Here is a 20,881-nt window from a genome sequence, read left to right as displayed (position 1 = left end):
CGTCCGGGCGCGTTTTTTCTTGCCCTAGGCGGCCACGGATCCTGTGGATAACTCTACGCCTCACGAGCAGGCGAAATAAGCAATTCTCGCAAAGTTATCCACAGGTGGAAAACAGTGCTTGGCGTTCGGTACCGGACATGTGATTGTTGATTGAAAAAACGGCTGCTTCGCCGGTGGAGGCGGAAGTGCGGAGTGGCGGTCCGGTCCTGGCAGGACTGGCGGCGAATGTGGGAACCCCGGGGGCCGCCCCCGAAGACCGCGCGGGAGTGCACTCCCGCGCGGCTCCTGCCAGGAGACCTCGCGAGGGTACGAACGCGGGCGCACCGGCAACGACGCCGGTGCGCCCGCACCAAAACCTCACCGACCAGCGCACCAACTCGGCCACGGCCGGCAGCAAGACCACGGCCGAGCCGACACCGCATCGGGCACCCGCCCGAAACGGCCGCCACCATGCAGCCGTGGCCGCAACGCCGAAATGCCGGCCGCCCGGCCTATGAAACAGCCGCCGCATCAGCGGCCACAGCGCCGAAACACTGGACGCCCCCTGGACGCCCGCGTTCGCAAAACGGCCGCTACACGCCCGCGGCCACCGCGCCGAAGGCACGCAGGTCATCCAGATCCACGACCTCGACACCGAGCGTCGGCAGCCGCCGCTGCGGGACCTCCGGGCACGCCGCGGCATACCGCGCCGCGACCCGCTCCTCGGCGGCCCGCCGCCGGGCCAGGTCCGCGTGGGTCCGCAGGACCGCCGCGACCGGGTCGTCCGCGTCGGCCTCCTCGAGCGCCGCGGCCGCACCGAGGGCCCGCTCCGCCGTCAGGTCGGCCGCGACCGGGGTCAGGCGGTTGAGGATCATCCCGTCGAGCGGCATCCGCTCCTCGGTGAGCCGCCGCGTGAAGTACACGGCCTCGCCCACCGCCGCCGGCTCCGGGGCCGCGATCACCAGGAACGAGGTCTGGTCGTCCTGCAGGGTCCGGAAGGTCGCCTCCGCGCGCTTGCGGAAACCACCGAAGGTGTCCTCCAGGCTCGCGGTGAACTCCGCGACGTCAGTGAGCAGATGCCCGCCGAGGACCTTGTTGAACACCCGCGTGAACACCGCCGCGCTCGCACCCATGAGCGACAGCATCGACCGCCGCGCGCCGGGCGTCGAGGCCGACAGCAGCCGGATGACCCGGCCGTCCAGCAGCCGCGCGAGCCGGGCGGGGGCGTCGAGGAAGTCCAGGGCCGACCGCGAAGGCGGCGTGTCGAGCACGATGAGGTCCCACTGCCCGGTCGCGCGGAGCTGGCCGAGCTTCTCCATCGCCATGTACTCCTGCGTGCCCGAGAACGTCGACGACACCGCCTGGTAGAACGGGTTCGCGAAGATCTCCGCCGCCCGCTCCGGGGTCGTATGCGAGGCGACGACCTCGTCGAACGTGCGCTTCATGTCGAGCATCATCGCGTACAGGGAACCGCCGCGCACCGCCTCGACCGCCTTCGGGACATTGCCGAGGGCCTCCATGCCCAGCGACTGCGCCAGCCGCCGGGCCGGGTCGATCGTCAGCACCACCGTGCGCCGCCCGTGGACCTCCGCCGCGCGCAGCGCGAGCGCCGCCGCGGTCGTCGTCTTCCCGACGCCTCCCGAGCCGCAGCAGGCGATCACATGCTTGCCCTCGTCGCCCAGCAGGGCGTCGATGTCGAGCTCAGGGACCTCAGCCATGGTGCCGTCCTCCGATGATGCCGGGCCGCAGGACGCGGGCGAGCTGGTAGAGACCCGAGAGGTCCACCCCTTCGGGAAGCAGCGGCAGCTCGGCGACAGGGCGGCCGAGCCGCTCCAGGCGGTCCCGGTACGCGTCCACCGACTCGATCTCCGCCCGCGCGGCCGTGTACTCCTCGACCAGGCCCGACACCAGGGCCTCGTCCGGGTGCAACCCCGCCCGCTCCAAGCCCGCCTTGATCTGCGCCGCATCGACCTCCACGGCCTTCGCACCGGCGACCTTGTTCAGCACCAGATGCCCCACCGGCAGATCGGCGGCCATCAGCTCCTTGTACGCGTCCACGGTCTCCTGCACCGGCATCGCCGCCGGCGTCGTCACCACATGCACCGCCGTCAGCGACGAATGCAGCATCCTCGCCACCGACCGCGAGTGCTTCCCGATCGGGCCCGTCTTCGCCAGCCGCCCGCTCTCCACCGTCACGTTCAGGAACTTCACCACCCGGCCGGTCGGCGGCGCATCGAGCACCACCGCGTCGTAGGCCATCCGCCCCGACTCGGTGCGCGACGCCGCCTCCTTGAGCTTCCCGGTGAGCAGGATGTCCCGCAGACCCGGCGCGATCGTCGTCGCGAAGTCGATCGCCCCGAACTTCTGCAGCGCCTTCCCGGCCGACCCGAGCCGGTAGAACATCGTCAGGTAGTCCAGCAGCGCCTCATCGGCGTCCACCGACTGCCCGAAGACCTCCCCGCCGTCGAGCCCCGCGGCCAGGTGCCGCTCCTCGTAACCCAGCGACGGCGCCTCGAACAGCGGCGCGATGCCTTGGCGCCCTTCGACCTCCACCAGCAGCACCCGCCTGCCCGCGCCGGCCAGCGCCAACGCGAGCGCGGCCGCCACCGAGGTCTTGCCCGTGCCGCCCTTCCCGGTGACGATGTGCAGGCGCGGCACCGGGAACGCTGAGGCAGTCATTCATCGAAGTCTAGTCATTCCGCGGTGATCCCGCAGATGAGCCATTGCGGCTCGCCTTCCTCGGCCACGAGCGAGAACGCCCACGTGGCCGGGTCGGAGTAGGCGCCGTCGTGGCCGCCGCCGATGCGGATCTCGGCCGTGACCGTGGCCGCCCCGACCGAGCGGCCGGTCTCTTCGACCGCGCCCCATTCGAAGTCGCCGGGGCCGTCGGTGAACGACAGGGCCGCGACGGCCTCGCTGAGGTCGCGGTCGGCCTTGTCCGCGCAGAGCCAGGTGGCGGCGGCTTCGGCGTCGCGCTGGTCGAGCAGCGCCTCGAGGAACGCGTCGACGGTGCGTTCGGGTGTGTCGGTGACGTCGCCGACGTCCACGAAGAGGCGCATCGCGCCGAGGACGAGCGCGACGCAGAACGCGGCGACGGCGGCTGCGATGATCCACGTCCACAAGCGGTTCGACCGGTCGCGCGGCGGTTCGTGCCGGCCGGGCGCCGCGGTGGCCGGGGCGCGCTGCTCGGCGGTCTCGGGCGGCTGGGCGCCCGCCCCGGTGGACGGTTCGTCATGGGGCGCGGATGCCGAGAACGGCGCAGTCGAAGATGGCGCGGTCGAGGACGACGCACTGGTGTCTGACGACACGGGGACTCCCTGGTTCGACTGGTGCGGTCCGGGACGCGCACCGTAAGGACTTCGGGGGAGGCGACGCACTCTTGAGCGTAGCGGTGCGACGCCGTCTGATCAAGACGCCGTACTGTGGGCGCATGGAGAAATGGGAGTACCTCACCGCGCCGCTGCTGATCCACAACACCAAGATGATCCTCGACAATTTCGGGGACGAAGGCTGGGAACTGGTGACCGTCCTGTCCGGCCAGAACTCGGAGCAGCTCGTGGCGTACTTCAAGCGCAAGAAGGAGCAGTAGCGGTGACCGATGTGGACAAGGCGCTGGCGCGCCTGGGACTCTCGCTGCCGGAGGTCGTGAAGCCGCTGGCCGCGTACCAGCCGGCGGTCCGCTCCGGGGATTACGTGTACACCTCGGGGCAGCTGCCGATGGTCGACGGCTCGCTCGTGGCTGCCGGCAAGGTCGGCGCCGAGGTCGACCCTGAGCAGGGCTACGAGCTGGCGCGGATCTGCGCGTTGAACGCGCTGGCCGCGGTGGCTTCGATCGCGCCGCTCGACCAGGTCGTGCGGATCGTGAAGGTCGTGGGCTTCGTGGCTTCGGCGCCCGGGTTCACCGGTCAGCCGAAGGTGCTCAACGGCGCTTCGGAGCTGCTCGGGGAGGTCTTCGGCGAGGCCGGGACGCATGCGCGCAGCGCGGTCGGCGTGGCCGAGCTGCCGCTGGGCGCCCCGGTCGAGGTCGAGCTGATCGCCGAGCTCGCTCCGAGCGGGAAGACCGTCCTGGTCTGATCACTCGTTGCCCGGCCGGTACCGCATCAGCGGTACCGGCCGGTTTCGCGTTCCGGGCGTCCGGGACGCGTCGCCCGTGGCCGCCGTCGGTCAGCTGATGGACGGCAGGACGCGGGTCGCGACCTCGCCGAGGGCGATGGTGGTGCCGCGCGGGCCCGGGGCGGTGGCGGTGACCCTCACCGTGTCGCCGTTCTCGAGGTTGAACTGGCCGGTGACGGCCTCGCCGGAGCCGTACAGCAGGCCGGGGCGCAGGAGGGCGCCGCCGGAGGTGAGCTGGGCGAGCTGCTGCGCGGGGGTCCAGTAGGACTCCGCGAAGTCGGCCCCGGCGACGGCGACGCCGTTGACCTCGATGCTCAGGTGCAGGTCGAACCCGTACCGGTCGGATTCCTTCAGGTAGGGCGCCATGTCCGCGTTGGGTTGCGGCGCGGTGGTGCGGGCGGCGTTGAGCGCTTCGATGGGGGTCACCCACGCGCTCATGGAGGTCGCGAAGGACTTGGACGCGAACGGGCCGAGGCCGTCGGTCTCGAGTTCGGCGAAGTCGCGGGCGGTCCAGTCGTTGAGGAGGACCGCGCCGAAGACGTGGTCTTCGAACGCGTCGGGGGACACGGGGTGCCCGAGCTCCGATTCGCCGCCGATGATGAAGCCGACTTCGGCTTCGATGTCGAGGGCGCGGGTGGGCCCGAAGACGGCGTGGCCGTCGTCGCCGCGGCGGTGCCCGGCGGGGCGCACGAGGTCCATCCCGGAGGGGATGATCGTGGAGGCGCGGCCGTTGGACGCGCGCGGGTGGACGCGGGCGGCGTGGGGTGTGCGCATGGTGAAGTCGACGTAGTCGGTCACCAGGAGCGGGGCGTGCATGATGGCGTCGCTGAGCGGCGTGAGCCAGTTCGTCGCGGTGTCCTGGATGCTCGATTCGGTGAGGGCCTCTTGGGCCTGGGCCCGGATCTGCTTCCACGCCGGCCTGCCGAGCAGCAGGAGCCGGTTGAGGGCGGGGTCGCGCAGGGCGGTGCAGGCGGCGCAGGTCTGGCAGTCGCCCGAGAGGACCGCTTTGTGCATGTCGAGGATCTGGTCGCCGATGCGGACGCCGATGCGAGGCAGCGTCTCGTCGGCGGTCGAGAAGACCCCGAACGGGAGATTGTGGATGTTGTAGGGACTCTCGTCGGCCCCGGGAACCCAGCAGGTCGTCACTAGCTCGTCCTCCAAAGATCGTGGTGAAGGAGTAACGAGCGCCGCGCGGGAAAGGTCACTCGGGGTTGCGGTGCCTGCGCAGAACTGTGAACCATCCCACCCATGCGGCGACGGCGACGATGGCGAGGAACAGCCGCGGCCCGGTGTCGATCTCGCTGCCGAGCAGGGCCGGGACGGCGAAGACGACGGCGATGCCGAGGAGGACGGAGCGTCCGAGCGCGCCGCGGAAGAGGCCGCCTCCGTAGATCTTGTCGCGCCAGTGCGGGTCGTTCGGGTCGGCGTCGACGAACCGGCGCGGTACGCGGCGGGCCTCGGGCGGGAGGCGGTCGCCGGGGGCGAAGCCCGGGAGGACGTCGTCGGTGCCGGCGACGCGGTCGGGTTCGAGGTCCTCGGCGGCTTGCCGCGAGCGTTTCGCGAGGTCGTCCATGTCGAGGCTCTCGGCGATCGCGGCCAGCGCCAGGTGGGTGCGGGGCTGGTCGGGCGCGAGGTTCACGGCGTTCCAGGCGGCGTCGAGGGCGGGTTGGGCGGCGCCGGCGCGGCGGGTGATGAGCGCGTAGTGGACGTGGTGCTGCCAGGAGCGGCGGTCGAGTTCGAGCATGCTGGCGGCGGCTTGGAGGGCTTCGTCGCGTCTGCCGGTGTCGGCGAGGGCGTAGCCGCGGGTGATCATGGCCCGGGGGTGCTCGGGCTGGTGGGCGAGGGCGGCTCCGGCGTAGGTGAGCGCCTCGTCGGGGTCGTGGTCGGCGAGCGCGCAGGCGGCGGCCATGGCGTTCGCGTCGGGGTCGAGGGGGTCGACGCGCAGGGCGGCGTCGACTTCCGCGCGGGCGTCGGCGACCTGGCCGAGGTCGTACAGCAGGTCGGCGCGTTGGAGGTGCTCCGCGACGGTGCGGCGGGTGGGGTCTGCGTCCATGGGATAACTTCCGAATGGCGGTCAGTGCTGGTACAGCAACGCTACCGCGGTCGCGGCGAGACCTTCGCCTCGTCCGGTGAAGCCCAGGCCGTCGGTGGTGGTCGCGGAGAGGCGCACGGGGGCGCCGACGGCGTCGGCCATGGCGGTCTCGGCTTCGGTGCGGCGGGGGCCGATCTTGGGGCGGTTGCCGATGACCTGCACGGACACGTTGCCGATGGACCAGCCCGCGGCGCGGACGCGGCGGGCTGATTCGTGGAGGAGGGCGGCACCGGAGGCTCCGGCCCATTCGGGCCGGGCGGTGCCGAAGTTGGAGCCCAGGTCGCCGAGGCCGGCGGCGGAGAGCAGGGCGTCGCAGGCCGCGTGGGCGGCCACGTCGCCGTCGGAGTGTCCTGCCAAACCGGCCTCGCCCGGCCATTGCAGGCAGGCGAGGCGGCATGGTTGGCCCTCGTCGAAGCGGTGCACGTCGCTGCCGTGCCCGATGACGAAGGGCGTATGGGGACTCGCGTTCGCGCTGTCGCGCTCGTGGGAGTCCGCGGTGTGATCGAAGCTCACGCTGATGCGGCTCTTGGGGGACCGGCTACTTGACCGGGGCCTCCGAGAGCAGGACCTTGTCGAGGATGTTGTCGGCCTCGGTCTTGATGCAGTCCTCGGCGAGGGCGATCTCGCCGGTGAGGATCTCGCGGGCCTTGGAGAGCATGCGCTTCTCCCCGGCGGAGAGTCCGCGTTCGCGGTCGCGCCGCCACAGGTCGCGAACGACCTCTGCTATTTTCAGCGGGGAACCGGAGGCGAGCTTCTCGACATTGGCCTTGTAACGCCGCGACCAGTTCGTGGGCTCCTCGGTGTGAGGGGCGCGCAGCACTTCGAAGACCTCTTCGAGGCCTTCGGCGCCGACGACTTCCCGGACGCCGACGAGCTCGACGTTCTTTGCTGGAACCTTGACCGTGAGGTCACCCTGTTCGACGCGCAGCACGAGGTATTCCTGTTCGATACCGCCGATGGTGCGAGTCTCTACAGCTTCAACGAGTGCGGCCCCGTGGTGGGGGTAGACAACGGTCTCGCCGACACTAAAACCCATAGGATCGAAACCCCTTTCGCTGTGTCCAGCTTAACACGGGATCGGGGGTTTCCCCGACAGCGGATCGCCGCGAATTCCCTGGTCAATTGGTATGTGACTGATTACTCTACGGCACCTTGGGCTTCCACGCGGCGGGCAGAGGAGACAAATGAGGCCTGCGTCCCTCTTTCGTGTCCGACCCGTCCGATCGGGCCGCCGGGCCGCTCCTCAGTGGCGCCCGCTCGCGGAGCGCCGGCCGGACGGCGGGTGCGGCGACCTGCCGTGATGGTCGATTCGGCGGCTGTTTTCGTTGCGCTGCAACGGAATCGCCTTCGCGCGGGGCCGGGGTGAGATCCAGGGCTCGCCTCGCGCCCGGCCAAGGGAAGCGAGGAGTGCTCGTCGTCTAGGCTGTCGGCAGCATGCCTGTCGGAACTCAGGGAGGACCAGCAGTGGTCAGGGGAATCAGCACGGCGATCACGGTGCGTCGCGCGGCCGCTATCGCGATCGCGGGGACCGCTGCGACCGCTCTGTCCGCATGCGGCGCGAGTCTGGGCTCCCAGACCGAGGTCAAAGACAGCGCGATCGCCGGCGTCAACATCGACCAGGGCACGATCGCGCTGCGCGACCTCCAGGTCGAGTTCAGCTCCGCCGAGGGCTACGCCGCCGGTGACGACGCGGCCCTGCGGCTGTGGATCGGCAACGAGGGCGACGAGGAGATCAGCCTCGCGAGCATCACGTCCACGGCCGGCACGGTGACGTACGTCGACCCCGCCGCCCAGGCCGCCGAGGCCATGGAGGAAGCCCGCGAGGGCGCGGACGAGAGCCCCGCCGGCGAGGAGACCACCGGCGACGGGTCCTCCGAGGAGCCCAGCGCCGACGCGACCAGCGAGGCCCCCGCGGCCGAGGAGTTCGACGGCGAGGAGGCCTACGAGCCCATCGTCATCGCCCCGGCCGGCTACGTGCGCCTCGACCAGGCTTCCGAGGCCGGCGCCTACTTCCTGATCGAGGACCTCCAGGAGGAGCTCGTCTCCGGCGAGACCGTCACGGTGACCTTCACGTTCTCGGACGGCACCGAGTTCGACGCGGAGCTTCCCGTCGGCCAGTCGCTCGACGCTGAAGAGCGCGAGTACTACGAGCCCGAAGCACCGGCCGAAGGCCACTAGAACGCGAACCGCACTTGCGCTGAGGGCCCCGATCGAGTGAATCGGGGCCCTCAGGCGCTTGTTCGACCGGTTTCCTGTCGGACCCGGCTGCCACGATCGGCGCAGTGCTTTCCCCTCTAGTGGTGGGTGGGGGTTTGTGGACGGTAGAACCGGCCGCCGACCGAACCGACCTGAGCCGAGTCGGGGTTCAGCGGCACAGCGGCCAGCGGCGGTCCACCGCCTCCTCGCGGCCCTTGCGGCGGAAGTACGCCTCCAGGCTCGCGGCGTCCTCGGCGAACCACCGCACCTGCGACGCGTGCAGCTCCTGCGCCGTGATGCCCCCGACCTCCGGGTACATCGCGCCGATCGCGCGCGCCAGCGCCACCGTGGCGGCCGCGTCGCCCGCCGCCGAGTGGGCCTCCGCAAGCGGCACACCGTAATGCGCGGCCGTGACGCCCAGGGTGCGCTTGCCCTTGCGGTAGCGGTCCACGCGCTTGTCCAGGACCGAGGGGTCCACGATCGCCATCCGGGCCCAGTCGGGCTGCTCGATGCCGTGCCGCTCCAACTCGTAGGACAGGAGCGTGCAGTCGAAGCCGGCCCGGAACGCGACCACCGGCACGCCGGCGTCGACGGCGCCGCGCAGGGCGGCCGCGATCTCCGCGAGGGCTTCGGCGGGGGCGCGCCCGTCGGCCTGCACCCGCTCGTCGGTGATCCCGTGGACCCGCGTGGCGCCCGGCGGGATCGGCACGCCGGGGTCGATCAGCCAGGTGCGGGGCGTCTCGACGCCCGGGTGCGGGCCGCTCACCAATGCCGCCTGGACGATCCGGTCCCGGTCTGTCGCAACACCGGTCGTCTCGGTGTCGAAGCCCAGGAGGGGTCCCTCAAACCATCGTTCGCTCATGGCCACACCGTACCGGGAGGGGCCGACAATCCCCTATATGCTCTGCGGGCGCGGGATCAGAACGACTTTTCTGTGCTTACCGCCCTTGAAAGGAGCATGTGGACTTCATGGACTTCCTCGACCCCGTAACGGATGCCGTCCAGTCGTGGGCGGACGGCCTGAACGAGGAGTACGGGTCGGCGATCGCGACCGTGGGCGGCGTCGTGTGGGGGCCGATGCTCATCTTCACCCTGTTCGGGGTGGGCCTGATCTTCACGATCCAGCTCAAGGGCATCCAGTTCCGCCGCCTCGGGTACGCGCTCTGGCTGGCCCTGTTCAAACGCAACGAGAACAGCGACTCGAAAGGGGACCTCAGCCATTACCAGGCCCTCTCGGTGGCGCTCGCGGCGACGGTGGGCGTGGGCAACATCGGCGGTGTGGGGGCGGCGATCGCGATCGGCGGCCCCGGCGCGCTGTTCTGGATGTGGGTGACCGGCTTCCTCGGCATGGCCACCAAGTACTCCGAGGCGCTGCTGGGCGTCAAGTTCCGGGTCACGAACCAGCACGGCGACCAGTCGGGCGGCCCGCAGCGGTACCTTTCGGACGGCATCCCGGGCCCGATCGGCAAGCTGCTCGCGTTCCTGTTCGCGGTGTTCGGCGTCATCGCGTCCTTCGGCATCGGCAACGCGGTCCAGTCCGGGAACGTCACGAGCGCGATCGACGCGCAGCTGCCCGCCGACTCCTGGTGGACCCCGCAGCTCACGGGCCTGGTCATCTTCGTGCTCACCGGGGTGACGATCCTCGGCGGCATCAAGTGGATCGGGCACGTCTCGGCGGCCCTGGTGCCGTTCATGATCGTGTTCTACGTGGCCGGTGCGCTCGCGGTGCTGGCGTTCAACTGGGACGAGCTCGTGCCGGCCCTGGCCATGATCTTCGAGCAGGCGTTCACAGGCGGCGCGGCCGTGGGCGGGTTCACCGGTTCGGCGATCATGCTGACGATCCAGATCGGCTTCGCGCGGGGCATCTTCTCGAACGAGTCGGGTCTGGGCACCGGCGGCTTCGCGGCGGCCGCCGCGAGGACGGACCAGCCGGTGCGCCAGGCGATGGTGTCCATGACGCAGACGTTCATCGACACCATCATCGTGGTCACCATGACGGGCCTGGTCATCGTCGTCACCGGCGTGCTCGGCACCGTGGACGAGAACGGCGACCTCGTCACCTCCTCGGCGCTGACGCGGCTCGCGTTCGAGGAAGGGCTGGGCGGTCCCGGCACGACGGGCGGCGCGATCGGCGGCTTCATCGTCGCGGTCGGCCTCGCCACGTTCGCGTTCTCGACGATCATCGGCTGGTCCTACTACGGTGAGAAGTGCCTGGAGCGGTACACGGGCCGGGCGCTGATCCTGCCCTACCGGATCGTGTACGTGCTCGTGTCGTACCTCGGCGCCGTCACGAGCCTCGACCTGCTGTGGGGGCTCTCGGACATCGCGAACGGCCTCATGGCCCTCCCGAACCTCATCGGCCTGATGATGCTGACCCCGCTGGTGTACCGGGAGACGGTGGAGTTCTTCGCACGCCCGGACTGGCGCCTGCTGCCCGCGAACGCGGTGGAGGGCGCCACTGACGACCCGCCCGCGGCCACGCACCGCCTCGTGCTCGACAGGGACTGACGCGGCGGGGAGTGACACACCCGCCGTCTACCGTGGTCCCATGGCGGAACCCCGAAGCGGTGGGACGGAACTGGAGGCGGTCCTCGAGCGCGTGACCTACGCGAACGAGGAGACCGGGTACACCATCGCCCGTGTCAGCCCGGCGCGCGGCGGCGGCGACCTCGTCACGATCGTCGGCCCGCTCCTGGGCGCCCAGGTCGGCGAGTCGCTGTCGCTCACGGGACGCTGGTCGAGCCACCCGAAGTACGGCCGCCAGTTCGAGGTCTGGTCCTACCGGACCGTGCTTCCGGCGACCGTCCAGGGCATCGAGCGGTATCTGGGGTCCGGCCTCATCAAAGGGGTCGGGCCCAAGACCGCCGCGAAGATCACGGCCCACTTCGGCGTCCGGACCCTCGAGGTCATCGACGCGGACGCCGCCCGCCTCGTCGAGGTCCCCGGCCTCGGCCCCAAGCGCACCAAGCTCATCGCAGCCGCCTGGGAGGAGCAGCGGGCGATCAAGGAGGTCATGGTCTTCCTCCAGTCCGTGGAGGTCTCCACCTCGCTCGCCGTGCGCGTCTACAAGCAGTACGGGGACGCCGCCATCGGGGTCGTCAAGAACGAGCCGTACCGCCTCGCGAACGAGGTGTGGGGCATCGGGTTCCGCACCGCCGACTCGATCGCCCGCGCGGTCGGCATCCCCCACGACGCCCCCGAGCGCGTCAAAGCGGCCCTCCAGTACACGCTCTCGCAGGCGTCGGACGCCGGGCACTGCTTCCTGCCCGCCCCGAACCTCGTCGCCGACACGGTGGAGCTCCTCGGCCTCGAACCCGGGCCGGTCGCCAGGGCGCTGGAAGAGCTTGCCGCCCAAGGCGAGCACGTGATCGCCGACGACGTGCCCGCGAAGGACTCCACGGTCCCCGCCCGCTACCTGGCGCCGTTCTTCCACGCCGAACGCGGCCTCGCCGCCGGGCTCACCGCGCTCCTGCGCGCCGACGAGGACCGCCTCCCGGCCTTCGCGCACGTCGACTGGGACAAGGCCTTCGCGTGGCTGGGCCGCCGCTCCGACGCCGAACTCGCGCCCGAGCAGGCCGAGGCCGTGCGCCTCGCGCTCACCGAGAAAGTGGCGGTCCTGACCGGCGGACCCGGCTGCGGCAAGAGCTTCACCGTCGCCTCGATCGTGGCCCTCGCGAAGGCCAAGGGCGCCAAAGTCATGCTCGCCGCCCCCACCGGCCGCGCCGCGAAGCGCCTCGCCGAGCTCACCGGCTTCGAGGCCCGCACCCTCCACCGGATGCTCGAACTGCGGCCCGGCGGCGACGCCGCCTACGACCGCGAGCACCCCCTCGACGTCGACCTCCTCGTCGTCGACGAGTCGTCCATGCTCGACACGATCCTCGCGAACAAGCTCGTGAAGGCCGTCCCGCCCGGCGCGCACCTCCTGCTCGTCGGGGACGTCGACCAGCTCCCCAGCGTCGGCGCCGGCGAAGTCCTCCGCGACCTCCTCGCCGCGCCCGCGATCCCGCGCGTGCGCCTCACCCGGATCTTCCGGCAGGCCGCCGAGTCAGGCGTGGTCGCCAACGCCCACAAGGTGAACCACGGGGTACTGCCGGAGCTCGAGGGGTACCCCGACTTCTTCTGGTTCGCGTGCGACGACAACGAGCAGGTCGCCGACCGCGTGGTCGAGATCGTCGCCCACCGCATCCCGAAGCGGTTCGGCATCCACCCGGTGCGCGACGTGCAGGTCCTCACCCCCATGCACCGCGGCGGCCCCGGCGCCGGGAACCTCAACGCCCGCCTCCAGGAACACCTCGCGCCCGCGAAGGAGGGGCTCCCCGAGCGCCGCCACGGCGGCCGCGTGTTCCGCCTGGGCGACAAGGTGATCCAGATCCGCAACAACTACACGAAGGGCAAGGCGGGGGTCTTCAACGGCACCGTGGGGCTCGTCCAGGCCATCGACGCGGTCGCCCAGACCATGACCGTGCGCACCGACGAGGACGAGGACGTCGACTACGAGTTCGCCGAACTCGACGAGCTCGTGCACGCCTACGCCATCACCGTCCACCGCTCGCAGGGCTCCGAATACCCCGCCGTCGTCATCCCGGTGACCACGAGCGCGTGGACCATGCTGCAGCGCAACCTGCTCTACACGGCGATCACGCGAGCGAAGCGCCTCGTCGTGCTCGTCGGCTCGAAGCAGGCCCTCGCAGTCGCCGTGCGCACCAAAGGGACCGGCAAGCGCCACACGGGCCTCACACACCGCCTCGGCGGTCAGGGCCCTCCGGGCGCACCGGTCCGGCCCTAACGCTCCGGCGCCGGCTCGATCGGCTTCTCGCCCTTCGCGGTCGGGTAGACCACCCAGAACTCGGACTTCTCGTCCTGCTTGTAGCTGCGCTGCGTGATCGTGACCATGAGCGCGACGAGGCCCCCGCCCACCACGAAGAGGGCGAGGACCAGGACGTTCATGAACGACATGCCGAACACGGCGTTCGCCTCCTAGCGGTAGTTCGTGAACTGGAGCGCGACCTCGAGGTCCTTGCCCTTGAGGAGGCTGATGACCTCCTGCAGGTCGTCGCGCTTCTTCCCGGTGACGCGGAGCTTGTCGCCCTGGACCTGGGGCTTGACGCCCTTGGGGCCCTCGTCGCGGATGATCTTGCCGATCTTCTTCGCGTCCTCGGTCGAGATGCCCTGCTTGAAGGTCACGTCGATCTTGGTCTCCTTGCCCGACTGGCGCGGCTCGCCCGCGTCCAGGGCCTTCAGGGAGATCCCGCGCTTGATCAGCTTCTCCTTGAGCACTTCGAGGGCCGCCTTCACGCGGTCCTCGGTCTCGGCCGTGATCAGCGCCGCCTCGTCGCCGGAGCGCTCGACGCTCGCGCCGGTGCCGCGGAAGTCGAACCGGGTGGCCAGCTCGCGCTGGGTCTGGTTGATCGCGTTGTCGAGTTCGGCCAGGTCGATTTCGGAGACGATGTCGAACGAGGCGTCAGCCATGGCAGTCCGGTCCTTCCTTGCGGTTTCAAGGCTCAGCGTGGGGGTGGTGCGAGGGGCGCGACCGCCAAGCTTAGTCCTGTCCCACCGGCCCGGGCGGGCGCATTGCGGCCCGGCCGCAGTGAACGCCGTCTCAACTGGGGATAACCCGCTTGCGCGGGCCCGTGGAGGAGAGGTTATTCTTGCTCTCGCTACAAGCCACGGCAGGTTACCCAAGTGGCCAAAGGGAGCTGACTGTAAATCAGCCGTCATCGACTTCGCAGGTTCGAATCCTGCACCTGCCACCAGTAGCGGCGAGGCCCGCGACCACCAGGTCGCGGGCCTTCCTGCTGCGTCCGGATCCCGCACCGAACTTCCTACCGGACCGCTAGTGCTGCGGCTGGGCCTCGGCCGCCGCCCGCGGGAGCCAGGCGGCCGTCTCCCACCCGCCCTCCGGCCTCGGCTGGGCCCTGAGCTGGCCCCCGACCGCCTCGACGCGCTCGCCCAGGCCGAGCAGGCCCAGGCCGCCCCCCGAGTCCGCGAGCCTGCCGCGCGCGGCCCGGCCGTCGTCGCGCACCGACACTTCGAGGCCGTTCCCGCTCGCCGCCGCGACCACGACGCGCACGCGGGTCGCCCCGCGGGCGTGCTTGCGCACGTTCGTCAGCGCCTCCCGCACGATCCGGTGCGCCGTCGCCGCGATCTCCGGCGCGACCGTGCTCCCCGCCAGCTCCGGCGAGATGAAGCAGGTCGTGTCGGTGCCTTCGCGGTTGAACCGCTCCACGAGGTCCTCGATCTGCGCGAGGTCCCCGAGCGGGTTGGTGCCCGCGCCCGCGTCGTCGTTGCGGAGCATCTTCACCATGCGCCGCATCGAGGTCAGGGCCGCGAGCCCGGCCTCCTCGATGTCCGCGAACGCCTGCTTCGGGTCCGTGTTCGTCACCTGCGCGGCCTGCGCGAGCACCACCATGCCCGTGACGTGGTGCGCGACGAAGTCGTGCATCTCGCGGGCCAATTCGAGCCGCTCGGCCTGCCGCACCTCCTCCTGCGTCTCGCGCCGCAGCTTGTCCATGCTGCGCAGGTACGAGCCGAAACCGATCACCGTGGTCAACGCCATGCCGGTCAGCAGCGTGCCGCCGATCGCGGCATCCTGGAGCTCGTTGCCGTACAGGCGCGCCACGCCGATCAGCATCGCCGCGGCGCCGGTGGCGTAGGCGACCCACCGCCCGGGCGGGGCGTCCCAGTGGCGGACGGCGAAGAGCATGAGCAGGCCCAGTGCCAGCAGCTCGGCCGTACCGACCCCGCGAATGCCCTGGTCGTAGAAGAGATCGAGCACGGTGGCCACGAGCGACGCGATCGAGGCGGCCGCGATCCAGCGCTTGCGGCCCGGCTGGTACCAGAAGTACACGAAGATGACGAACAGCGAGACCGCCACTTCCACCCAGGCCACCCACGAGAAGATCGGCGGCTTCCTCTCCGGGGCGTGCGAGACCATCTCCATGGCCAGGACCAGCAGCAGCAGACCGATGATGCCGATCTTGAGCAGGCGCATGGTGAACCGGTTGAAGCGGCTGCCCCAAGCGGGCCGGGTGGACGTCGAGGTCATGCCCCGACGGTAACCGTCTTTCCAGGACCCTCGGTCGAACGGCCGACCCGTGCCGCCCGAAACCGGCCCGCGAGCCGAGGCGGCGGGCTCCCGGTCCGGGCGAAGCTGGCTCCATGAACGAATTCCTTGAGATCAGCATGGTCGTGAGCCTGGTGCTCACCCTCGCGTTCCTCATCGCGGGCACGGCCCTCCCCTTCGTCTCCCACGAAGAAAAGGCCCGCCGATGAGGCCGCCGATGCTCACCGCCCGCGCCCTCACCAAGCGCTTCGGCACCGCCCCCGCGCTCGACGGCGTGGACTTCACCATCGGCCCCGGCGAGTCCGTGGCCGTGACCGGGCCCAGCGGCTCCGGCAAGTCGACGCTCCTGCACTGCCTGGCCGGGATCATGCGGCCCGACTCGGGCGAGGTGCGCCTGTTCGACGAGCGCATCGACACCCTCTCCGAGCGCCAGCGCAGCCACCTGCGGCGCACCCGGTTCGCGTTCCTGTTCCAGTTCGGGCAGCTCCTGCCGGAGTTGCCGGCGGACGAGAACGTGGCGCTGCCGCTCATGCTCGGCGGTACGCCGCGCAAGACCGCCCTGGAGCCGGCCCGCGCGGAGCTGCGGCGGCTCGGCCTGGAAGGCAAGGAGGACCGGCGTCCCGGCGAGCTGTCGGGCGGCGAGGCCCAGCGGGTCGCGCTCGCCAGGGCGCTCGTGGTGCGCCCGGCGGTGGTGTTCGCGGACGAGCCGACCGGTGCGCTCGACCGCGCCACCGGCGACCAGGTGATGGGGATCCTGCTCGACACGGTCCGGGAACTGGACGCGGCGCTGGTCGTGGTCACGCACGACCCGCGGATCGCGGCGCGCTGCACCCGGACCATCGAGATCCGCGACGGCCGCCTCAGCGGCACGCCGCGGACCGGGGACGGCGAAGCGGTGCACGAGCCGGCCGGCGCGGGCCTGCGGGCCGGTTCGGCCCCGCAGGGTGCGAGCGCGCTCCCGGTGCGCGGCGGCGAGGCCGCGGCCGGCTCGCTTGGGGCGCAAGACGGTTCGGTGGCGGGCCCGGTCGCGTTCGCGGCGGGGTCGGTCCCGGTCGGCGGCGTCTCGGATGCTGACCGTACGCAGGCCCGCATCATCGGCCGGGGCGGTGACGCGTTCGCGTCCGGCGTTCCCGCCCGTGCCGCGGGCCCCGACTTCGGTCCCGAATCCGTCGTCGAGGTGTGGCGATGACCGAGCTGGCCTGGCGGCTCACCCGCCTCGGGGGCCGCAGCGCCCTCCTGAGCACGGGCCTGACCGCGCTTGCCGTCGCCGTCGCGACGCTGCTGCTCCAGTTCGCCGTGGCCGGGAACTTCGCGTTCGACGAGCGCGCCGACCGCACCGCCTGGCGTGATCCGGCCGCCGCGTCCGGCAGCGGCGACGCGGTGATCGCCACGGCCGCCGACCACTTCGGCGGCGACTCGGTCAGCCGCGTGGACCTCGCCGCCTTGAGCGCCGACGCGCCGGTCCCGCCGGGCATGGAGGCGTTCCCGGCACCCGGCGAGGTCTGGCTCTCGCCGGCGGCGGCCGACCTGCTCGAAGGCGTTCCGGACGCCGACTTCCTCGCCCGCTACGGCGACGCGCACCTCGCCGGTGAACTCGGCCCCGAGGCGCTCGCCCACCCGAACGAGCTGGTGGCCGTGGTCGGCCGCGACGCCGCCGACCCGGCGATGACCGCCGAGCGGACCAGCGCGGACGGCGTGTCGCCCAGGGAGATCGACTCGTTCGCCGTCGGGAGCGCCGACACGGTGTACGGCTTCTACATGATCCTCATGGTGCTGGCCGCGATCCTCATGGCTGTGCCCGCCGCGGTCTTCGGCGCGGCTGCCGCGCGGCTCACCGTGGCCCGTCGCGACGAGCGGCTCGCCACGCTGCGGCTCATCGGGGCGACCCCGGGCCAGGTCATGCGCCTGACGTTGATCGAGACGACGCTGGCGGCCGCCGCGGGTGCGATCGCGGGCACGCTCGCGTGGATGGCGGTGACGCCGCTGGTGGCGCTCATCCCGATCGACGGCGGGCGCTGGTACGTGAGCGACCTGTGGGCGGGCGCGCCGTGGATGCTCGCGGTGGCGGCCGCGGTGCCGGTCCTGGTGGCGGTCTCGGCGCTCATCGGCCTGCGCGGTGTCGTGATCAGCCCGCTCGGGGTGGCGCGGCGCGTGAAGACCAAGGGGCTCAAGGCGATCCGCCTGGTGGTGTTCGCGGTGCTCGCGGCGGCGTTCATGGTCGGCACGAACCTGGTGGGCGGCGACATGATCGCCGTGGTGGTCCTCATCGGCCTGTTCGCCGGGACGCTCGCGGCGGTGAACCTCGTGGGGCCGTGGATCGTGCAGAAGCTCGGCCGGATCCTGGCCCGCACGGCGCGGGGCCCGTCCCGGCTGCTGGCGGCCCGGCGGCTCGCCGACGATCCGAAGTCCGCGTGGCGCGCGGTGGCCGGGGTCGCGATCGCGGGGTTCGTGGCCGGTTCGGTCGCGATGTTCCCGATGCTGCAGGTGGACACGAGCGCGCAGGAGACGGAGTCGGTGGCCGTCCTGGTCCCCGAAGCCGAGGCGGAGGCCCTGGCGGCCGACCTCTCCGGCAGGCTCGGTGACGCGGCCGAGGTCGCGGTGGTCGAGTCCAGCGGGTACCTCACCGGTGGCGAGGGCCGGGCGGTGCTCGAGGCGACCACGTCGGGCGCGCAGCTGGAGGCGGTGCGCAGCACCATGACCGCGGCCCTGCCCGGCGACCCGCCCGAGCGGGAGGTCGATTCGAGCATCATGTCGAACCGGCTCGTCGGGTCCGTCCGCACCGGCGTCACCGTGGTGCTCGCGGTCGTGTTCCTGACGGCGGCCGTCTCGGCGGCGATCAGTGCGATCGGCTCGGTCCTCGACCGCCGCCAGACCTACCGGCTGCTGCACCTGGCCGGGACCGAGCAGCGGGTCCTCGACCGGGCCCGCCGCCAGGAGACCCTGCTGCCGCTCGGGATCATCGGCGGCGCGTCGATCCTGACCGGGATGGTCCTGACCTCGCCGGTCATCGGCGGGATGGGCTTCGACGCGAGCGGCGCGCTCATCCTCGGCGCCACCGTGGGCGCGGGCGTCGCCGCGGTGATCGCGGCCGGGGCCCTGTCGCGGCCGCTGCTGCGCTCGGTCATGCAGGACGTGAGCCCTCGACCGGATTGATCCGGATGCTCCGGGGCCGCCACGCCGGGGGTGTGGCGGCCCCGGCCCGTGTCCCCCCTCACTGGCGGCGGCTGGTTTCCGGATGTGATAGTTAGGGAAACCTAAGTTGCTCGCGTTGAGGTCTCCGGACGGCCCGCAGGCGCCGACCGTTCGAGGGCGCGAGCCGAGTACCGGAGGAGCGGACATGGCTGAAGCCCGAGGACGCCGGACCCCCAGGGTCACGACCGCCGAAGTGCTGCGCACCGAGCGGATCACCCCGCACATGATCCGCGTGGTGCTGGGCGGCGAGGGCCTCGCGGAGTTCGACTGCGCTTCCACGGACAGCGGCGAATGCACCGACAGTTACCTGAAGCTCCAGTTCCCCGCCCCTGGCGTGACCTACCCCGAGCCGTTCGACCTGGCCCGCATCCGCGAGGAGTACCCGCGCGAGCAGTGGCCGGTCACCCGCACCTACACGGTCCGCAAATGGGACAAGGCCGCCCGCGAGCTCTCGATCGACTTCGTCTACCACGGCGACGAGGGCGTCGCCGGCCCCTGGGCCGCGAACGTCCAGCCCGGCGAGCCGGTGCGCTTCGCCGGACCCGGCGGCGCGTACGCGCCGGCCCACGACGCCGACTGGCACCTCCTCGCCGGTGACGAGAGCGCCCTCCCGGCGATCTCGTCCGCCGTCGAGCGCCTCGCCCCCGGCGCCCGCGCCCACGTCTTCCTCGAAGTCGCAGGGCCCGACGAGGAGCTGCAGTTCAAGTCGGCCGCCGACCTCACCGTGACCTGGGTCCACCGCGGCGGCGCCCGCGTCGGCGAGCGCCTCGTGGAGGCCGTGCGGGCCTTCGACTTCCCCGCCGGCGACGTGCACGCCTTCGTCCACGGCGAGGCCGGATTCGTCCGCGACCTGCGCCGCCTGCTGCGCTTCGAACACGAGGTCCCGAAGGAGCGCATGTCGGTCTCCGGCTACTGGCGCCTGGGGCACGACGAGGACGGCTGGCAGTCCAGCAAGATGGAGTGGCGCAAGGTCGACGACGAGGACGAGGCGAAAGCCGCAGCGCGGTAAGCGAACACGGAAACGGGGGCCGCGCGCGAGCGCGGCCCCCGTTCCTGTGGCCTGTTAGTCGACGGTTGCGCTCGCGTCCGCCGTCGGCGTCTTCCCAGGGGTCTTGACCCACTCGGGGTACTGCGTCATCCACTGGTCGAGCGTGTCGTCCTGCAGCGCGGCCCACAGGGCGTCGGCGGCCTCCTGCTCGGCGCCTTCGTGGGTCATTACGATCGAGACCGCTTCACCGCCGAGGAAGGTCTGGTCGGCCGTGGACGGCACCTGGACGCTGGTGATGCTCTCGGGGTCGATGTCGCGCAGGTTCACCGCGAGGTCGGTGATGGTCCACTCCTCGGGCTTGTCGATCGTGAGCGAGTCCCCGAAGCCCTCCAGGATCTCGGTCAGCTTGCCCGGGTCCGTGAGGTACCCCTCCTGCTTGAACGCCTTGAGGAGGGCCTTGATGGCCTGCTGCTGCATGGCCTGGCGCCCGTAGTCGCCGCCGCGCCCCTCTTCCCAGTCCGAGTCCCAGTCCCAGCCGTACCGCTGGCGGATGAGGTCGAGCGACTCGTCCTTGTCGTACATCGCGCAGCCCTCGGGGAAGACCCGCTTCTCGCCGTGGATCGACTGGATCTCGTGCCAGGGGCAGAGTTCGATCTCGCCGACCATGTCGACCAGGCCGAGGAAGCCCTCGAAGTCGACGGTGGCGCCCATGTGGAACTGGACGCCGGTCAGGTCGTAGATCGTCTGCACCACGTTCGGGCGCGTCACCTCCCAGTCGCCGCTGATCGACGCCGAGTGGTTGATCTTGTTCTCGCACGGGTTGTTGCTGTACCCGGGCCCGCAGTCGGGGATCTCGACCCACAGGTCGCGGGGGAGCGACACCATGGTGGTCTCGGTCAGGTCCTCGTTGATGTGGACCAGGATCATCGTGTCCGAGCGGGTCGAGTCGCCCTGCTTGTCCACGCCGAGCACCAGGATGTTCAGCGGGCCCTTGATCTCCTCGACCTCGGCCTGCGCGTCCCCGAGGATGTTCTCGGTGGGGACGGCGTTCTCGGCCGCGCTGGAGGCGAACTGGGCCACGCCTGCAGTCCCGCCCGCGATGACCATGGTGAGGCCGCCCGCGTACATCATCAGGTGCGCCCACCAAGGCGCTCCGCTCTTGCCGGCCACGTGTTTCATGGGGTCTGGACTCCTGGGGTCAGATACGCATTGCCGTAGGAGTCACGTTCGAACGGGTGCCCGCGGTTGCATCCGGGCC

General features: G+C 71.2%; 20 protein-coding genes and 1 tRNA gene. 9 read left to right on the top strand and 12 right to left on the bottom strand.

What is annotated here, in order from left to right:
* Positions 1–572 precede the first annotated feature (572 nt).
* Genes QWI33_RS13155 through QWI33_RS13145 form a run of 3 tightly spaced genes read right to left on the bottom strand, consistent with a single transcriptional unit; the run spans position 573 to position 3,287 of the window.
* On the bottom strand, positions 573–1,697 hold the full coding sequence (locus QWI33_RS13155) for an ArsA family ATPase (RefSeq protein WP_289957597.1): 1,125 nt from the start codon (positions 1,695–1,697) through the stop codon (positions 573–575).
* Positions 1,690–2,658: an ArsA-related P-loop ATPase gene (locus QWI33_RS13150; protein WP_289957595.1), complete on the bottom strand. Its 969-nt coding sequence runs from the start codon at positions 2,656–2,658 to the stop codon at positions 1,690–1,692. Before QWI33_RS13150 ends, QWI33_RS13155 begins: the two co-directional genes overlap by 8 nt.
* Before the next feature lie 14 nt (positions 2,659–2,672).
* The gene (locus QWI33_RS13145) at positions 2,673–3,287 is read right to left on the bottom strand and encodes a hypothetical protein (RefSeq protein WP_289957594.1); all 615 of its coding nucleotides are present in this window, start codon (positions 3,285–3,287) and stop codon (positions 2,673–2,675) included.
* A 122-nt stretch (positions 3,288–3,409) separates the two neighbouring features.
* Between QWI33_RS13145 and sp36 the strand changes: the two genes are divergently transcribed.
* Positions 3,410–3,568, top strand: coding sequence for a Sp36 family protein (gene sp36 / locus QWI33_RS13140; protein ID WP_289957593.1), 159 nt, complete (start codon positions 3,410–3,412; stop codon positions 3,566–3,568).
* 2 nt (positions 3,569–3,570) lie between these two features.
* Positions 3,571–4,053, top strand: a complete 483-nt coding sequence (locus QWI33_RS13135; protein WP_289957592.1) for a RidA family protein — start codon at positions 3,571–3,573, stop codon at positions 4,051–4,053.
* 90 nt (positions 4,054–4,143) lie between these two features.
* On the opposite strand, the gene QWI33_RS13130 is transcribed toward QWI33_RS13135, so the two are convergent.
* The 4 genes from QWI33_RS13130 to QWI33_RS13115 all read right to left on the bottom strand — a co-directional run bounded on the left by QWI33_RS13130 (position 4,144) and on the right by QWI33_RS13115 (position 7,220).
* Positions 4,144–5,238: a fumarylacetoacetate hydrolase family protein gene (locus tag QWI33_RS13130; protein WP_289957591.1), complete on the bottom strand. Its 1,095-nt coding sequence runs from the start codon at positions 5,236–5,238 to the stop codon at positions 4,144–4,146.
* A 55-nt stretch (positions 5,239–5,293) separates the two neighbouring features.
* Complete coding sequence (locus tag QWI33_RS13125; RefSeq protein WP_289957590.1) at positions 5,294–6,145, bottom strand: tetratricopeptide repeat protein; 852 nt, start codon at positions 6,143–6,145, stop codon at positions 5,294–5,296.
* 21 nt (positions 6,146–6,166) lie between these two features.
* The gene (gene ispF, locus QWI33_RS13120) at positions 6,167–6,625 is read right to left on the bottom strand and encodes a 2-C-methyl-D-erythritol 2,4-cyclodiphosphate synthase (RefSeq protein ID WP_353895464.1); all 459 of its coding nucleotides are present in this window, start codon (positions 6,623–6,625) and stop codon (positions 6,167–6,169) included.
* Between the two features lie 97 nt (positions 6,626–6,722).
* Entirely contained in the window at positions 6,723–7,220 is a 498-nt protein-coding gene (locus QWI33_RS13115) for a CarD family transcriptional regulator (protein WP_270118284.1), read from the bottom strand.
* Between the two features lie 428 nt (positions 7,221–7,648).
* On the opposite strand from QWI33_RS13115, the gene QWI33_RS13110 reads away from it, so the two are divergent.
* Positions 7,649–8,362, top strand: coding sequence for a copper chaperone PCu(A)C (locus QWI33_RS13110; protein ID WP_289957588.1), 714 nt, complete (start codon positions 7,649–7,651; stop codon positions 8,360–8,362).
* Between the two features lie 187 nt (positions 8,363–8,549).
* Here QWI33_RS13110 and QWI33_RS13105 read toward each other — a convergent pair whose 3' ends face one another.
* Positions 8,550–9,242, bottom strand: a complete 693-nt coding sequence (locus tag QWI33_RS13105; protein ID WP_289957587.1) for an exonuclease domain-containing protein — start codon at positions 9,240–9,242, stop codon at positions 8,550–8,552.
* Between the two features lie 107 nt (positions 9,243–9,349).
* Here QWI33_RS13105 and QWI33_RS13100 point away from each other — a divergent pair, with 107 nt between their 5' ends.
* Together QWI33_RS13100 and recD2 are read left to right on the top strand one after the other, a co-directional pair.
* Entirely contained in the window at positions 9,350–10,888 is a 1,539-nt protein-coding gene (locus QWI33_RS13100) for an alanine/glycine:cation symporter family protein (protein ID WP_289957766.1), read from the top strand.
* A gap of 40 nt (positions 10,889–10,928) precedes the next feature.
* Positions 10,929–13,166, top strand: coding sequence for an SF1B family DNA helicase RecD2 (gene recD2, locus QWI33_RS13095; protein ID WP_289957586.1), 2,238 nt, complete (start codon positions 10,929–10,931; stop codon positions 13,164–13,166).
* On the opposite strand, the gene QWI33_RS13090 is transcribed toward recD2, so the two are convergent.
* Both QWI33_RS13090 and QWI33_RS13085 read right to left on the bottom strand, forming a co-directional pair.
* A complete protein-coding gene (locus tag QWI33_RS13090) occupies positions 13,163–13,345 on the bottom strand; it encodes a hypothetical protein (protein ID WP_289957585.1) in 183 nt (60 codons plus the stop codon). The two genes, recD2 and QWI33_RS13090, sit on opposite strands and share 4 nt — an antisense overlap.
* Before the next feature lie 12 nt (positions 13,346–13,357).
* Complete coding sequence (locus tag QWI33_RS13085; protein WP_289957584.1) at positions 13,358–13,849, bottom strand: YajQ family cyclic di-GMP-binding protein; 492 nt, start codon at positions 13,847–13,849, stop codon at positions 13,358–13,360.
* Between the two features lie 199 nt (positions 13,850–14,048).
* On the opposite strand from QWI33_RS13085, the gene QWI33_RS13080 reads away from it, so the two are divergent.
* Positions 14,049–14,133 (top strand) — tRNA-Tyr (locus QWI33_RS13080).
* An 80-nt stretch (positions 14,134–14,213) separates the two neighbouring features.
* Here the strand turns inward: QWI33_RS13080 and QWI33_RS13075 are convergent.
* Positions 14,214–15,425: a sensor histidine kinase gene (locus QWI33_RS13075; RefSeq protein WP_289957583.1), complete on the bottom strand. Its 1,212-nt coding sequence runs from the start codon at positions 15,423–15,425 to the stop codon at positions 14,214–14,216.
* A gap of 235 nt (positions 15,426–15,660) precedes the next feature.
* On the opposite strand from QWI33_RS13075, the gene QWI33_RS13070 reads away from it, so the two are divergent.
* From QWI33_RS13070 to QWI33_RS13060, 3 genes are all read left to right on the top strand, one after another.
* Entirely contained in the window at positions 15,661–16,632 is a 972-nt protein-coding gene (locus tag QWI33_RS13070; protein ID WP_289957582.1) for an ATP-binding cassette domain-containing protein, read from the top strand.
* Positions 16,629–18,596, top strand: a complete 1,968-nt coding sequence (locus QWI33_RS13065) for an FtsX-like permease family protein (RefSeq protein ID WP_289957581.1) — start codon at positions 16,629–16,631, stop codon at positions 18,594–18,596. The genes QWI33_RS13070 and QWI33_RS13065 overlap by 4 nt, the downstream gene beginning before the upstream one ends.
* 184 nt (positions 18,597–18,780) lie before the next feature.
* Positions 18,781–19,644 (top strand): siderophore-interacting protein, encoded by an 864-nt coding sequence (locus tag QWI33_RS13060; protein WP_289957580.1) that lies wholly within the window; start codon positions 18,781–18,783, stop codon positions 19,642–19,644.
* Positions 19,645–19,698: 54 nt separating this feature from the next.
* On the opposite strand, the gene QWI33_RS13055 is transcribed toward QWI33_RS13060, so the two are convergent.
* Positions 19,699–20,802, bottom strand: coding sequence for an LCP family protein (locus QWI33_RS13055; RefSeq protein WP_289957579.1), 1,104 nt, complete (start codon positions 20,800–20,802; stop codon positions 19,699–19,701).
* Positions 20,803–20,881: the final 79 nt, after the last annotated feature.

Source organism: Glycomyces tritici, assembly GCF_030403505.1.
The sequence above is the reverse complement of the archived record's forward strand: the minus strand, read 5'-3'. Positions and strand labels throughout refer to the sequence as shown.